The organism is Psychrobacter sp. 1Y6, from assembly GCF_052258385.2.
Taxonomy (GTDB): Bacteria; Pseudomonadota; Gammaproteobacteria; order Pseudomonadales; family Moraxellaceae; genus Psychrobacter.
This window is the reverse complement of sequence record NZ_JBQQEW020000001.1, coordinates 1249767-1264619: the sequence shown is the minus strand read 5'-3', so window position 1 is coordinate 1264619 and position 14853 is coordinate 1249767. Positions and strand designations below refer to the sequence as shown.

Here is a 14853-nt window from a genome sequence, read left to right as displayed (position 1 = left end):
CAACTTTATTTTAATAATCAATATATATGTTATCCGATGCAATAATTTTAGATAGTCTTGAAGAATCTATAAGCATAAAAAAGGACACAACGTCATCGTTATGTCCTTCTGTATATTTTATGAATGTTTACTATGGCTTCGCTATGACATAATAAAAGATTTAGGGTTTACTGTTCAGACTGTTAATATCATTTTTGAAATTCATAAGCAGTCTACTTTATCTATCCTCAAAATTTTTAGAACTCAAAAAATCTATTATTTCACTCGACCAGTTATATCTACTTCGTTAATAAAATATTATTAATGTAGAAATATAGCTTGTTCTGTATATGTAGCGTTTGTATCGCTACTCATATACATGACTGCATTAAATAAATTTACTTTTCTTAGCTGTTCGACACTGTTAACAGAGGTATTACCAAGATTAGGATTTGCTACTACGATAGCCAATGTTTGCGCTCTAGAAATCGCCACATTAATGCGGTTTTTATCGAATAAGAAGTCCATACCTCGAGGCGACTCATTGGCATCACTAGCACACATACTCAAAAATACGACTGGAGACTCTTGACCTTGAAATTTATCTAAGCTTCCAACTTTTGCTTGTTTACCCAAGACGTTTTTTAGCTTACTAACTTGATGATTGTATGGGGCGACAAACAACATATCGTTGAAATCGTGATAATTAGTTACTTTCCGGTATCCATCTAACTCAATAGGTAATCGATAGCCCTTTGCCTCATTCACAATCATAAAGTCAATATATCTGTTACTTCCATTTGAGTCAGTAAAATGAAATTTTGCAGTGACATCCTCGGGGCTTATTCCTGAAATTTTAGCTAAAATACTTTTAACAAAATTTTCTTCATATCCCACAACGTGCTCAATCCGTTTTCTATTTTCTGCTATCCATTGTTCCCAATTCATTAATACTATCTACTACCAAGATCATTGATTGATATCCATACAACTCCAATGGTTGTTGGCTTTAACGCATGCTTATATGACAGTTCAATTTAAGAACAAATATAGGTCGAGTTATATGCATATTATCAGCGTACAGGCTTTTAGCCTAATACATAGAGCTCTCTTATAGTACTGCTCAGTTTTTGTTTAATGATCAGCTATATGATTCGAATAATAGGGTCTGCTTATTGAAATAATGGCACTATTCTTTCTAGTACTAAATAACTGTTGGAAGTATTCGGTCTCATACCTTGAAAATCGTTTTATATGAGCTAGACAATCGTATTACCAACCTGAAATAAAACTATCAAAATTCATAAATGAAAATATATTTCATTTATGAAAAGACATTAAATAATTAAGTGTTTGATTTATATATAAAAAAATACTGGCATATAATTTGCTAATTAAAAGATAGTCGATTTAACACAGGGATAGTCATGGATATTTATAGAGTTAATCAATTAAAAGAACTCCTCGTAGATCAGCTTAATTTGAAAGTAACGGCACACTTGAAAGTGGTAAAAATGAGCGGTGGTGCTATCCAAGAAAATTGGTTGATTCAAGATAACGATTTTGCATTAGTCCTACGAAAAAACTCAGAAGCTGCTGTTTCGGTCAGCTCTGACCGCGAGCAAGAATATCGACTACTCTCACGTTTATACCAATTAGGAATTAAGGTTCCTAAACCAATCTATTTTAAAAAAGCCCCAAATTTTTTGAATAGTGATTTTTTCATTATGCAGAAAATCAACGGAGTGGCTGAAGGCCATAAACTGGTTCGGCTGGCCGATGCCAACATCCGAAAAAACATCACGCAAGATATCGGTAGGTCATTGGCTTCTATTCATCAAGTACCTCTTGGTGATGAATTAACGGAATTTTTACCTAAACCTAATAAAGATCAATATCTTGCAGACAAAATTCACTCTTTTCGAGCGCAGTTAGATTTGCTGCAAGCAACTAACCCTATTTTAGAGTATGCAATTAGTTGGATGACTGATAATTTACCTAGTATTGATGAGTTGGTGCTGGTACATGGAGATTTTCGTACGGGCAACATCATGATTGAAAACAATCATATTTCAGGCATTCTTGATTGGGAGTTTACCCAATGGGGAGATCGCCGTGAAGACATTGGTTGGTTCACGGCTAAGTGCTGGCGTTTTGGTCAAAATAAGAATATTGCTGGTGGCATTGGCTCTTATGAAGATTTCTCTCAAGCATATACTGATGTTTGTAGTGCTGATGTGCCAAAGACCGAATTAAAGTTTTGGCACATACTATCTCATGTGCGTTGGGCGATCATTGCTATGCAGCAGTCAAATCGCAATGATGATATGGAAATACCTTCTTTAGAACTGGCTTTAACCGAGTTTATGGTACCTAAGCTTGAGAAAAACATTCTAGATATCTTGGGAGATAAAGTATGAAACAGCAAACGTTCATTGACTTAATAGAAACCAGTCAAACTGTTATCAAAAATGAGCTCTTGCCTACCTCTGACAATAAATACAGCTTATTGATGGTTATGAAAAGCTTTGAATTATTGAAAAGCTATCTCTTAGAACAAGAAAATCATGCCTCAAATATTCATAAGATATTAGAACCAGTATCCGATATGCCAATTGAAGATAATGAACAAGCCTTAGCATTGTTGAGCCAGAACATTCGAGAAGGTAAGAAAATCTCTAACCTTTCTACGGTTTTAGAATCATTAAACAATGAGGTATTAAAGATAACTGATCCTAAGGTAGCAAATCATGACTGATTCTTGGCTACGTATTTTTCTAGTACGGCATGGTCATGTGGCTTATTTTGATGAAAATAATAAGCCCATAAACCCAAAATATGCTCAGTTATCGCCACAAGGTATTGAGCAAATTAGCTTACTCGCTGAGTGTTTAAAAGACATATCTTTTGAACGCGTTTACTCATCTACTATGCCCCGCTCTATACAAACGGCGGAAATATTAACCCAATATCAACCTTCAAAAAAGGTATTGGCAGTAGATGCTATTAGAGAGATTAAGTCAGGGAGACTCAAAGACTTACCTAACGATCAATCTGAAACAGCGTTGAAAGAGGCGTATCTACTGCAGACCAATCAGCTCGAAAATTTTATTCAAGGCGAAAGCTGGAAAGAGTTTAGCCATCGAGTGAGTGATTGGTTCGAGCAGACGATATTGTCTAAACCAAGCCGTCAAAACATCTTGATATCTTCTCACGATGCAGTCAACCGAGTGATAATTAACTGGATGTATAACCATCACTTAGCAGACATTTATACCCAAGAGCAAGATTATGGGTGTTTAAACATTTTAGATATAAAGGTTAAAAACAATCAAATTTTGCACAAACGTATAAAGCTCCAAAATTTTACTATTTATAATTCGCTTAAAAATGGGTTATTCAATAGTGCCATGGACGATGTTTATAACATGTATGTCAATAACAATGGGTTTAAGGAATAAACATATGATTATATTATCAGACGATTTATTAGCGTTACAACAACAGGTAAAAGATTTCATCGCCAAAGAAATCATTCCTTTTGAGCAGGACCTTCGTCAGGACAGCCACGGTCCAAGTACTGAGCTGCGTGACGATATTGTTAGCCGTGCTAAAGCGGCAAAACTGCTCACACCGCATGCCAGCGTTGAGATGGGTGGACTGGGTTGGTCACACATGCAAAAAGCCATTGCATTTGAACAAGCAGGCTATTCTGCATTAGGCCCTATCGCTATGAATATTCATGCCCCAGATGAGGGTAATATTCATTTGTTAGATTTAGTCGCTAATGCAGAACAAAAAGAACGTTGGCTACGAAAAATGGTGAGTGGTGAGACGCGTTCTTGTTTTGCTATGACGGAGCCTAGTCCAGGTGCTGGTTCAGACCCTTCCATGTTGCAAACCACTGCTGTGCTAGAAGGTGATGAATACGTTATCAATGGCCGAAAATGGCTCATTACAGGTGCCGATGGTGCGGCATTTGCTATCATTATGGCAAAGATGGAGGATGGTAGTGCTTCCATGTTTTTGACAGATACCGACGTACCAGGATTTATTTTAGAAAAAAACATGAATGCCATGGATTCTTGCTTTGCAGGCGGTCATGGTGTATTAACGTTCGACAACCTACGAATCCCAAAAGAAAATGTGCTAGGTGAAATAGGACAAGGCTTTAAATATGCTCAGGTTCGATTAGCACCTGCTCGCCTAACCCATTGTATGCGCTGGCTTGGACAAGCACAACGAGCGCATGACATTGCCACACAATATGCTAGAGAGCGTCAGTCTTTTGGTAAGCGATTGGGTGACCATCAAGGCGTTGGTTTTATGTTGGCGGATAATGAAATAGATTTATTAAATACCAGATTGGCCATCCATTATTGTGCTCAAGTATTAGATGCAGGACAACGAGGTAACTATGAGTCAAGTTTAGCCAAAGTTATCAGTTCTGAAGGTATTTGGCGAGTTATTGACAGAAGCGTCCAGATTCTTGGTGGACAAGCCATGACAGATGAATCTATTGTCTGCAAAATTTTTAAAGATGCTCGTGGCTTTAGAATCTATGATGGCGCAAACGAAGTCCATAGAATGAGTATTGCTAGAAAGCTATTAGGAAAGAAAAACTAAGGAGATAACAATGAGCTTATTTGATGTTAACAATAAAAATGTACTTATTACAGGCGCTTCTGGTGGCTTAGGCAAACATATTACTACTTTGTTTGCCCGAAAAGGCGCAGATGTTATTATCTGCGCCAGAAGTGCTGACAAATTGCAGCATCTAAAAGTAAGTCTTGAACAAGACTTTGGTATCAACGTTCATAGCTTTGTATTAGATGTAAATGACCGTTATGCATTCAAAAAAATGATCAGCAGTCTAGAAGGCAACGGTATCAACATAGATGTGCTTATCAACAATGCAGGCGTCAGTGATACCAAAAGCTTTTTGAATTATGATGATGACGACTGGGATAAAATTGTTAATACGAATCTAAAAGCTCCATGGCAATGCTCGCAAGAAATTGCTCAGCACATGATCAATTCAAACATTAGAGGGGTTATCATTAACATCACATCTATTTTGTCCGAGTCGGTCAACTTGGGTGTTAGCCCGTACTGTGCGTCTAAAGCTGGCTTGCGCCATTTGACAGAAGTGATGGCCGTTGAACTAGCCCGATTCGGTATCAATGTGAATGCCGTTGCTCCTGGGTATATGGTTACGGATATTAATGAAGAGTACCTAATGAGTGATCTAGGACAACAGTTGCTAAAACGCATTCCAAGCCGTAAATTTGTTGATTTTGAAGAGTTAGACGGTGCATTATTATTGCTTGCATCAAAAGCAGGTAAAGGAATCACTGGCATAGAGATCAAGGTAGATGGTGGGCACAGCTGTGTCCCCATATAATACGATTATTTAAGGATATAAAAAATGCCCCATAATAAGCCCATTAATATTTTGTTTACTTATCTCCACACCCCGAACATTAATGGGATTCGCTCTTTGGTCGAACAAGCAATATCGGAAATTAATTCACAAGATATAGGTTTTGTTGAATGTCATATTTCTGATGTTGAGGACGTAGCACAACAATTAACTGTAAATGGTTGCCAAATTATTTTGTGTACAGGGGCAACAGCTAGCTATCTACAAAAAATATTGAGCATCGAAATCCAGGTCATTAGAACAGGTATGTTTGATGTTATCCAAGCCATCTCTAGTTTGAAGCAATACAAACGTATTGCTTTACTCGGAAAATCTACCACTACAGTCAGTCTCGAAGATTATTCAGAAATTTTTTTACTAGATATAAAACAGTTCACCTATGACTCTTATTTTGATGCTAAAAGAACCATTCAACTGATTAAAAAAGAAAAATTTGATGCTGTCATTGGTTCACCTATATCAGTAGAGCTGGCCATCAGTGAAGGACTGGTCGGACAATTGACTATGACGGTTGTATCACTTAAAGATTTACTTACGAATGCGTTAAGCAGCTTAGAGAAGATAAGAAGAGAACAATCCACAATTAACCGTCTTACAGAGATATTTAACCATCTAAATGAAGGTGTTTGTTTTATCACCAAAAATAAAAAAATATCTTTTATCAATACATCTATGGCCGAACTGCTTAAAAAGTCTCCCGCTGACGTACTAAATAAATCGCCTGCAGATGTCTTTGGCAACTTAGATCTAGATATAAGCCATCATAATCCACGTCAGCTACTTGATATCGAGAATTACCAGTTGGCGGTTCATATTTTAGAGATGAACAACGATTATATCAATGGCTATATTTTAAGTGCTCAAGAACTCAACGCATTAGAATATTCTAGCAGCGAGTTTAGAAAAGTATCTTCTAGAAACGTTAATACCCGCTACCACTTCAACCAACTCTCTACTCGAAACGCCATTTTCAAAACCACTTTAACCTTAGCTAAAGCCTATGCTAAAACTGACAGTACTGTGTTAATTACAGGTGAGAGTGGAACAGGTAAGGAAGTCTTAGCACAGAGTATTCACAATCATAGTAGTCGTAGTAAAGCACCTTTTGTAGCTATCAACTGTGCCTCTTTCCCAGAAAGCTTATTAGAAAGTGAACTATTTGGTTATGCCGAAGGTGCATTTACTGGCGCCAAAAAAAATGGCCGGATTGGGTTAATAGAGTCTGCACATAATGGAACTTTATTTTTAGATGAAATTGGTGACATGCCTCTGCATTTACAGACACGGTTTTTAAGAGTGTTACAAGAAAGACAAATTAGCCGGCTAGGTTCAACTGCTAGTCATCATCTCAATATTCGCGTTATCGCCGCCACACATGCCGACTTAGAAAACTTGGTTGCCAATGACAATTTTAGGGCGGATTTATATTATCGTCTCAATATTCTTCGTTTATCCATACCACCTTTGAGAAACCGACCAGAAGACATATTGACATTGGCTGATAGTTTTCTAAAGAAGTATAGAAAGTCGATTAAAGACCTACCAGACGCCCTTCCACACTTGTTAAAGAAATACAGCTGGCCTGGAAATATTCGTGAACTAGAAAATATTATAGAGAGAATACAGGTACTGTTTTATTTTGACAAAAGTCATAGTCAGCCTGATTTCTTGTCTCTGCATTTGCCGGAGCTTTTTTCATCTACCCAAAAAGAAAATAACACTTCTTTGTTAAAGAAAGCCAAAATAAATCAAGAAACACTACTAATAGAGCAGACACTACAGGAGGTTGATGGAAATTTAGAGTTGGCTGCCAAAAATCTCGGTATTAGTCGTACAACACTATGGCGAAAAATGAAAACTATGAATAGTGATGTTTCAAATATGAAATGATTTTTCAAAATGAAAATATCTTTTTGTATTTAAGTTATTGATTTATATAATTAAAATATTTGGCATTATAGTTGCATCATCATTAACATCGACCATCTTAACTAAGGAAAGAAAGATGATTAATGGAATGATGATGCATTGTAATCTAAATATCACTTCTATCATGCAGCATGCTTTAGCACTCTATTCTGAGCAGAAAATCGTAACTCTAAAATCAGATGGTGTGACTACACATGAGTATACCTATGAAGATGCTTTTGATCGAGTTGCCCAGTTTGCTAATAGCTTAGACCGACTTCAAGTTAGTAAAGGTGCTAAGGTCGGAACGATTGCTTGGAATACTTACCAGCATTTTGAACTCCACTATGCCATTCCTTGTTCAGAACGCATTTATCATACTATCAATCCAAAATTACCCCATGAGCAATTAATACAAATTATCACATCTGCTCAAGATGAAGTTATTGTTGTTGAGCAAGACTGTCTGCACATTATCGAATCCCTCCATGAACATCTTAAACCTTTCGTGAAATATTTCATTGTACTAGGTGAGATAGACGAAACATTAGAGTCATCACTGGATTTTATATTCTATGAAGAGCTTATTGCTAAAGAGTCAATCACTTATGATTGGCCTGATATCGCTGAACAAAGTGCAAGTGGTCTTTGCTATACGTCAGGTACGACAGGTGCCCCAAAAGGTGTCCTGTATTCACATCGTAGTACGGTTTTGCATGCCTTAACATTAAGTATGGCCAACGTAGTAGGGTTAGACGAAAACAGCTGCATTATGCCAATTGTACCTTTATATCACATCAGTGCTTGGGGTATACCTTTCAATGCTGTGTTATGCGGTTCAAAAATTGTATGGCCCAACTCATTTGCCGGAAAGATTGAAAAAATCTACAACTTGATACAAACCCAAGCAGTAGATGTTTCTATGGCAGTACCCACTATTTGGACAGCCCTTAAAAACTATCTTCAAGAAAATAATATTACTGAAATCACATTGAAACGAGCAATTTCTGGTGGTTCTTCAGCCTCTTACTCTTTAATTGAAAGTCTTAGCCATCATGGTATTGCCCTTGAAAATGCTTGGGGAATGACTGAAACAAGCTCTATGGGTGCTTGTAATAGAATAAATAATCTAAATGGTCTTTCTAAATCTCAAGTTCTAAAATGTGGGAGACCTATCTTTGGTATGCAAATGCGGTTGAAAGGCAAAAATAATGAGCTTCTTCCGCACAATGGTGTTTCTGAAGGATTATTAGAAATTAGAGGACATAGCGTTGCAGAAAGCTATAACAGCAATAGTAGTGACCAGCCGACTGATAAGACAACTGGTAACATGAAAGTTTGGTTCGACACAGGGGATATAGCAACAATCGATGTACGAGGCTATATGAATATTACTGATCGTGCAAAAGATATGATTAAGACTGGTGGAGAATGGGTCAGTAGTGTGGAGATTGAAAATGCCATGTTGGGTCATGAAAAAGTTGCTGAAGCTGCAGTAATTGCTGCTAATCACCCAAAATGGGGAGAGAGGCCACTATTGATCTTAGTCGCTAAACCTAAAGCCTATATCAAACATATAGAAATAGAAACATATTTAGCCAATAGACTACATAAGTGGTCGATACCCTCAGCAACTATCTTAATAAGCGAAATGCCTTACACAGGTACAGGGAAAATTAGCAAAAAGTCTTTGAGGGAAAAGTACTACGACTATTTTATGGAAAACCAATAAAAGCGGCATAATCAAAAGGATTTTGATATGAATCAACAAAACTATAAAGATATTGTTCGAGATAGCAATTTTACTCATATGGTAAAGGTAAAAAAAAGATTTGCCGTAATACTAACTATTATCGTACTTATTATATATGCAGTGTTTATGGCTATAGCCACTTTCGCTCCGCATATTCTTGCGCAATCAGTAGGTAGTTCAAATATAACAACTGGCATTCCAGCTGCAGCTCTAGTAATCGTTGCTTGTTGGCTGATTACAGGTTGCTATGTCTATGTAACCAATCAGTATTTTGATAAAAAAGTAGAAGAAATCAAGAAGGAATATCACAATGACTAAGGGAATAGTTTTTTTACTACTTATTTTAGGAAGTAATGCGGCTTTTGCCGCAGATGGTACCCCAACGAACTTCACTGCAATTGCCATGTTTGCAGCAGTGGTTGGTTTATCATTGTTCATTACGTTTCGTGCAGCCAAACAAACCATTTCAAAAGAAGATTTCTATACTGCTGGAAATTCAATTTCAGCTAGGCAGAATGGTTTAGCAATTGCAGGTGATTATATGTCTGCTTCTACATTGCTAGGTGTTTCAAGCATGGTGTTCTTTAAAGGCTACGATGGATTCGTCTATGTTATTGGCTTCTTTGTTTGCTGGCCTGTTCTAACATTTCTTATGGCAGAGAAGTTAAGGAACTTAGGTAAATATACATTTGCAGATATTGTTTCTTATCGTCTAGAACCAAAGAAAACACGTATCTTGTCTACTGTAGGCTCTTTAACAGTGGTGCTCTGTTATTTAATACTGCAAATGGTGGGCGCAGGACAATTAATTAAATTGTTGTTTGGATTAAGCTATAGTACAGCAGTCATACTCGTTGGTTGCTTAATGCTAGTATATGTTATTTTTGGGGGCATGTTAGCTACTACATGGATACAAATAATTAAAGCAATTCTATTGCTATGTGGCGGTACAGTTTTATTGTTTCTAGCATTTCGTCAATTCGATTTTAGTTTAAATAGTATGGCAGAGTCGGCTATTATCGCACATGATCTAGGTAAGCAAGTTTTAGAGCCAGGAATGATGCTATCCAATCCAATTAATACTTTATCAACCTCAATAGGTCTAATATTCGGTCTAGCAGGTTTGCCACATATCCTGATGCGCTTCTTCACTGTTCCAAAGGCAGCTGATGCAAGGAAATCTGTATTCTATGCCTCAGGATATATTGGTTACTTTTTTATTCTCGTATGTGTTTTAGGCTTAGCAGCGATATCTATTGTTGGTACCAATTCAGACTACTTTGTTGATGGCGACATTGGTGGCGCCCTCATCGGGGGTACTAATATGGTTGCAATGCACTTAGCTAAAGCACTTGGAGGAGATTTGCTTCTAGGCTTCTTATCTGCAGTCGCATTCGCTACAATTTTAGCAGTTGTTGCTGGTCTCACACTGGCAGGTGCATCAGCCATTTCTCATGATCTGTTTCAAAAAGTGATCAAGAATGGTGACGCTTCAGAAAAGCAAGAAATGCTAGTATCTAGAATTTCGGTAGTTGTTTTAGGTATTGTAGCAATTCTATGTGGCATATTATTTGAGAATATGAATATTGCATTTCTAATGGGCCTGACTTTTGGTATAGCAGCTTCTGCAAACTTTCCCGTACTCATTTTATCTATGTACTGGAAAGACTTAACTACTAGAGGAGCAATGTGGGGAGGGTTTGTAGGAATTGTATCTGCGGTAGTTCTTGTGATTTTATCACCTACCGTATGGGTAACTATTTTAGGTCATGAGAGCGTTTTCTTTCCATATGACAATCCAGCATTATTCTCAATGCCATTAGCTTTCTTAGTAAGTATAGTTGTATCACTAACAGATCATAGTGATCGCGCTAAAATTGATAGAGCTGGGTTTGAAGCTCAATTAGTAATGTCTGAGCTTGGTAACTAAAAACTTATTTGTAGGTAAGCTATACTTTAAATCAGCTTCTAACAATAAGGTCTGTTCTAGCTAATTTTATTTATAACAGACCTTTAAATTTTTATCTATATTGAGAAAAACCTTAGTCTAAGTTCTGTACCAATAATTTTTAAAATTTTTCGAACTTCTCTATATTCTCAAACATTCATAGTTCTATCATCAAGCATTAAAGTCACTACACCACAGAGGAATACTAAGCTGTCTAGCAGACAACAATGCTAAATATGTTCATAAAATCTAATCTCATAATTTATTGCTTTTAATGACTCAGAAACTCTGATAAAAGTATAAAAGTTAAGGCAAATATCATGCTCTTTACATTGTAAGAGCCATAAAGATCAATAGTGTTTACACAAGGAAAAAGATCATGCCAAATATTAACGTGAATGGAACTACCCTGTTTTATAGTGACGAAGGGCATAAAGACGCTCCGGTTTTGGTGCTAAGTCACTCGCTATTTTTTGATCATAAAATGTTCACGCATCAAATAGAACATCTATCTAAAACCATTCGAGTAGTGAGCTATGATGATCGGGATCAAGGGCAAAGTGCCCGATCAGAATTGAAAAGCGTGGATATGGATACTCATACCAACGATGCGATAGCATTAATTGAGGAACTCGATCTAGGACCTTGCTTTTTTGCTGGTAACTCTATGGGCGGGTTTATTTCGCTACGTTTAGCCGCTCGCCGTCCCGATTTACTAAAGGGTTGCATTGTACTTGGGTCTAGCGGAGAGCTTGAATACAAACTGGCTGATTTTTCGCCTTTGGTTGAGGGCTTAGGTGCGCAAGGTACTGAGCCATTTATCGATACGCTCATGTATATCATGTTTGGCGATGACTATTTAGCAGATGCCTCTCGAGCAAGCGAGCGTGAGTACTGGCGTGATCATATGCTAAAACTAGGACCAGACATCGCGCGCAGTGCTAATGGCGTTATTCATCGCACTGGCATATTAGATGAGATTAAAGGGTGCAAAGTACCTACGCTAGTATTGGCAGGCGAACAGGATCATGCGTATGAAGTACCTCTGTCAAAAAATATTACTAAAACAGTAGCAAATGGCCAAATGTTTGTGATTCCAAAGGCTGGCCATTCGGTAGCACTTGAGCAACCGGAAATCGTTAATAGATATATTGCAGATTTCATTTCAGCACACTCATAACGCTATCAATCATGCTTAATCGGTAAGGCTTCTAGGTTTTGATTCAGTGTTTCTACAAGTACAGAACAATAATAAGAAGTGAGTACTATATGCCATTTCTTATTATTGTTTGATAGCTTCACTGAAATAGCTATTGAAACTTATTACTTATTAGATAACTCAGCTTGTCTCTTCAGTTTTTCAAAAAAATTTTACTTACGACGATGGTGTTTACTTAATTTAATAGAATTACAGGCCAAGTGCAAAGCGCTCACTACTAAATGGTTGCGCATCAATAAACAGTGGCTTGCCATTAATCATCTCTTCAATAAGACGCCCTGTCACTGGCCCAAGCGTTAAGCCTTGATGCGCATGACCAAAAGCAAACCACAAATTGGTGTGTTTTAATGCAGGCCCAATAACTGGCTTCATATCTGATATACAAGGTCTTGTGCCACACCATGCTTCAGACTCTACAGCTACGTCAAGTGGTAGAACCTTGCGTGCATACGTCAGTACTGATTCTAACTGATCAAAGTTTTTTGGGTCATCTTTCATTGCCATTTCAGCTCCAGTCGTAATCCTAATGCCTTGATCCATTGCTCCTATTACAAAGCCTTTTTCTACATCAAATAAGCTGTGAGAAAATGCGTTTTTATCAGTCATTTGAAAGTGTTGATGATAACCACGCATAGGAAATAATGGAATCTTATAACCCAATGGCTCGATGAGATTAGCTGACCAAGGACCTGCAGCAATTACTAGGTTCTGACATGAATAGGTTTCGCCATCCGTCATAACCCGCCAACCCTCTTCCGTCTGTATAACGCTGTTTACCGTTGACTGCTTTATCTTCCCAGCCATTTTTTCAAAATTTTCAGCATATGCTTTGACAAGATTGCCAGGGCTTTTTATCTGCCAAGAATTTTTCCAATGGATACCACCGATGTAGTCTGTAAAGTTTATGTTTGGCTCTAACTCTTTTAGCTCTACTAATGATAAAACTTCATACTCTACGCCTTGATCAACCGCTTTTTTTGCTTTACCAATGGCTTTTTCAAAGCTACTGGGGAAACGATGCAGCTCAATCCAGCCTATTTTTCTAACTAGCTCATCAGCGCCTGATGCCTTAATCATAGGGTCATGCTCGTTTGTACAATGCTGAATGAGCGTAGACCATTCTTTATCTATCTCTTCAACCTTTTTCGGACTGGAATTTATCCAGTATTGTAATAAGGGGCGCTGAAGATTATAGATAGCAGACCAACGGTATCGAATATCGGTACTATTATTCGGCAATACTCTGAAAACTTCTCTAAAACTTCTAGGAAATGGTTTAATATTTACGGCTTCTCTTGTGATAATACCTGCATTACCATATGACGTTTCTTCTCCTGGTTGCTTTTTATCGAGCAAGAGAACTTGAGAGTTGCTTTTTTGAAGATGCCAGGCTATAGAGGTTCCCACTATGCCTGCACCAATAACGATCACGTCATAGCGCATATGAATGCCCTTAAGTATCAAGCCAATTTTGTTAATTTAAAGTGATTGCCTTTACATAGATTTTCATAAGAAAGCTAAATTATTGGTGGCTTATTTTTATAGCTCAATAGACTGGCCTAAACCTTCTTTTTTAGCTTTTTGGGCAATCTTTATGGCAACTGCTGCATCAAAGCTTGCGGCGCCCACTGATTTAAATAGCGTAATACCTTTACCCTCATTCGCATCAATACTGATTTTTTTATTGACAAGATCACTTAACGTACCTGTCAGTTGATCCCATGTCCAAGTGCTCTGAATGTCATTATGAGCTTGTATTAAATCACCTGCTTCATGTAAACCACCTTCTGCATCATCGATAATAATAGCAGTACTGGCTTCTATAACCGAGTTGCTGACTTCTTTCATCGTTGCTTGATAAGCACCAACTGCATTGATATGAGCATCCGGCTTTATTTGTGAAGCTTCAAAAAGTCCTGTCGTCGCTCTTGTTGCAAGATTAATAATATCAGCGTTTTTAATAGCCTCTTCGACACTTTCATAAACTTTAAAATCGACTTGCCATTGTGGATATTCTTGCTCAAATTTATTCTGAAATTCATGTGCCGTTTGAGGCGTCCTGTTCCAAATATTTACTTGTTTAATATTTGGACGCACAGTGAGTATCGCATTGAGTTGTTCATATGCCATTCCTCCAGTACCTATCACCGCTGCCTCACTACTAGCTGGACTCGCTAAATATTTAGTCGCAATTCCGGATAATGCTGCTGTTCGTACTTGGGTGATATATATGCCATCCAAAAATGTCAGCACCTCTCCTGTTTCATTGTCTGATACGGTAATGACTGCCATGGTTGTTGGCTTATCACGTTTAGGGTTGTCTGGACAGATATTTACCAGCTTTACCACTGCATACTCGTTATCACCATCAAAAACTACTGAGGGCATAGATAGATGTGAGCCAGATGTGTTTTTGTTACTTTCCTCAAAAGTAGGAATCACTAGGCGCTCAGGTGTCTTAATCCATGTTGGATGGTCGCCTTGTACTTTTAGTAAATCCTCAATAGCGTTGATTGCCATTGACATCGTCAGTTGTTTTTTCACCGTATTAATATCTAAAATTTGCATAATTATCCCCAAACTGCCCTGTGAATTTGTTATTA

13 protein-coding genes are annotated in these 14853 nt (G+C 37.5%); 10 read left to right on the top strand and 3 right to left on the bottom strand.

Translation table 11 applies throughout. The annotated features are described in order from the left end of the window. Nucleotides 1-300: 300 nt before the first annotated feature. On the bottom strand, nt 301-927 hold the full coding sequence (locus tag ACTXGF_RS19060; RefSeq protein ID WP_443534070.1) for an AAA domain-containing protein: 627 nt from the start codon (nt 925-927) through the stop codon (nt 301-303). A 479-nt stretch (nt 928-1406) separates the two neighbouring features. On the opposite strand from ACTXGF_RS19060, the gene ACTXGF_RS19055 reads away from it, so the two are divergent. The 10 genes from ACTXGF_RS19055 (at nt 1407) to ACTXGF_RS19010 (ending at nt 12211) form a co-directional block, all read left to right on the top strand. Then, nucleotides 1407-2399: a phosphotransferase family protein gene (locus tag ACTXGF_RS19055; protein ID WP_443534068.1), complete on the top strand. Its 993-nt coding sequence runs from the start codon at nt 1407-1409 to the stop codon at nt 2397-2399. Then, nucleotides 2396-2737: a hypothetical protein gene (locus tag ACTXGF_RS19050; RefSeq protein WP_102094028.1), complete on the top strand. Its 342-nt coding sequence runs from the start codon at nt 2396-2398 to the stop codon at nt 2735-2737. Before ACTXGF_RS19055 ends, ACTXGF_RS19050 begins: the two co-directional genes overlap by 4 nt. Continuing rightward, nucleotides 2730-3440: a histidine phosphatase family protein gene (locus ACTXGF_RS19045; RefSeq protein WP_404692794.1), complete on the top strand. Its 711-nt coding sequence runs from the start codon at nt 2730-2732 to the stop codon at nt 3438-3440. Before ACTXGF_RS19050 ends, ACTXGF_RS19045 begins: the two co-directional genes overlap by 8 nt. A gap of 4 nt (nt 3441-3444) precedes the next feature. Continuing rightward, nucleotides 3445-4605: an acyl-CoA dehydrogenase family protein gene (locus ACTXGF_RS19040; RefSeq protein ID WP_404692793.1), complete on the top strand. Its 1161-nt coding sequence runs from the start codon at nt 3445-3447 to the stop codon at nt 4603-4605. 10 nt (nt 4606-4615) lie between these two features. Continuing rightward, a complete protein-coding gene (locus ACTXGF_RS19035) occupies nt 4616-5383 on the top strand; it encodes an SDR family NAD(P)-dependent oxidoreductase (protein ID WP_404692792.1) in 768 nt (255 codons plus the stop codon). Between the two features lie 24 nt (nt 5384-5407). Then, nucleotides 5408-7312, top strand: coding sequence for a sigma 54-interacting transcriptional regulator (locus tag ACTXGF_RS19030; protein ID WP_404692791.1), 1905 nt, complete (start codon nt 5408-5410; stop codon nt 7310-7312). 115 nt (nt 7313-7427) lie between these two features. Further along, nucleotides 7428-9062: an AMP-binding protein gene (locus tag ACTXGF_RS19025; protein WP_443534065.1), complete on the top strand. Its 1635-nt coding sequence runs from the start codon at nt 7428-7430 to the stop codon at nt 9060-9062. A gap of 27 nt (nt 9063-9089) precedes the next feature. Then, nucleotides 9090-9401: a DUF485 domain-containing protein gene (locus ACTXGF_RS19020; RefSeq protein WP_443534063.1), complete on the top strand. Its 312-nt coding sequence runs from the start codon at nt 9090-9092 to the stop codon at nt 9399-9401. Continuing rightward, nucleotides 9394-11013 carry a cation/acetate symporter ActP gene (locus ACTXGF_RS19015; RefSeq protein WP_443534061.1) on the top strand — a complete coding sequence of 540 codons (1620 nt, stop codon included), beginning with the start codon at nt 9394-9396 and terminating at the stop codon, nt 11011-11013. Before ACTXGF_RS19020 ends, ACTXGF_RS19015 begins: the two co-directional genes overlap by 8 nt. Before the next feature lie 397 nt (nt 11014-11410). Next, entirely contained in the window at nt 11411-12211 is an 801-nt protein-coding gene (locus ACTXGF_RS19010; protein ID WP_443534059.1) for an alpha/beta fold hydrolase, read from the top strand. A 228-nt stretch (nt 12212-12439) separates the two neighbouring features. Here the strand turns inward: ACTXGF_RS19010 and ACTXGF_RS19005 are convergent, their stop codons facing one another. Both ACTXGF_RS19005 and ACTXGF_RS19000 read right to left on the bottom strand, forming a co-directional pair. Next, the gene (locus ACTXGF_RS19005; protein ID WP_404692786.1) at nt 12440-13693 is read right to left on the bottom strand and encodes an NAD(P)/FAD-dependent oxidoreductase; all 1254 of its coding nucleotides are present in this window, start codon (nt 13691-13693) and stop codon (nt 12440-12442) included. Nucleotides 13694-13789: 96 nt separating this feature from the next. Next, a complete protein-coding gene (locus ACTXGF_RS19000) occupies nt 13790-14818 on the bottom strand; it encodes an ornithine cyclodeaminase family protein (RefSeq protein ID WP_404692785.1) in 1029 nt (342 codons plus the stop codon). Nucleotides 14819-14853 lie beyond the last annotated feature (35 nt).

Bases quoted from the DNA above. Each gene is read 5' to 3' on its own strand.
- ACTXGF_RS19060 (WP_443534070.1), bottom strand. From the start codon at position 927: ATGAATTGGGAACAATGGATAGCAGAAAATAGAAAACGGATTGAGCAC.
- ACTXGF_RS19055 (WP_443534068.1), top strand. From the start codon at position 1,407: ATGGATATTTATAGAGTTAATCAATTAAAAGAACTCCTCGTAGATCAG.
- ACTXGF_RS19050 (WP_102094028.1), top strand. From the start codon at position 2,396: ATGAAACAGCAAACGTTCATTGACTTAATAGAAACCAGTCAAACTGTT.
- ACTXGF_RS19045 (WP_404692794.1), top strand. From the start codon at position 2,730: ATGACTGATTCTTGGCTACGTATTTTTCTAGTACGGCATGGTCATGTG.
- ACTXGF_RS19040 (WP_404692793.1), top strand. From the start codon at position 3,445: ATGATTATATTATCAGACGATTTATTAGCGTTACAACAACAGGTAAAA.
- ACTXGF_RS19035 (WP_404692792.1), top strand. From the start codon at position 4,616: ATGAGCTTATTTGATGTTAACAATAAAAATGTACTTATTACAGGCGCT.
- ACTXGF_RS19030 (WP_404692791.1), top strand. From the start codon at position 5,408: ATGCCCCATAATAAGCCCATTAATATTTTGTTTACTTATCTCCACACC.
- ACTXGF_RS19025 (WP_443534065.1), top strand. From the start codon at position 7,428: ATGATTAATGGAATGATGATGCATTGTAATCTAAATATCACTTCTATC.
- ACTXGF_RS19020 (WP_443534063.1), top strand. From the start codon at position 9,090: ATGAATCAACAAAACTATAAAGATATTGTTCGAGATAGCAATTTTACT.
- ACTXGF_RS19015 (WP_443534061.1), top strand. From the start codon at position 9,394: ATGACTAAGGGAATAGTTTTTTTACTACTTATTTTAGGAAGTAATGCG.
- ACTXGF_RS19010 (WP_443534059.1), top strand. From the start codon at position 11,411: ATGCCAAATATTAACGTGAATGGAACTACCCTGTTTTATAGTGACGAA.
- ACTXGF_RS19005 (WP_404692786.1), bottom strand. From the start codon at position 13,693: ATGCGCTATGACGTGATCGTTATTGGTGCAGGCATAGTGGGAACCTCT.
- ACTXGF_RS19000 (WP_404692785.1), bottom strand. From the start codon at position 14,818: ATGCAAATTTTAGATATTAATACGGTGAAAAAACAACTGACGATGTCA.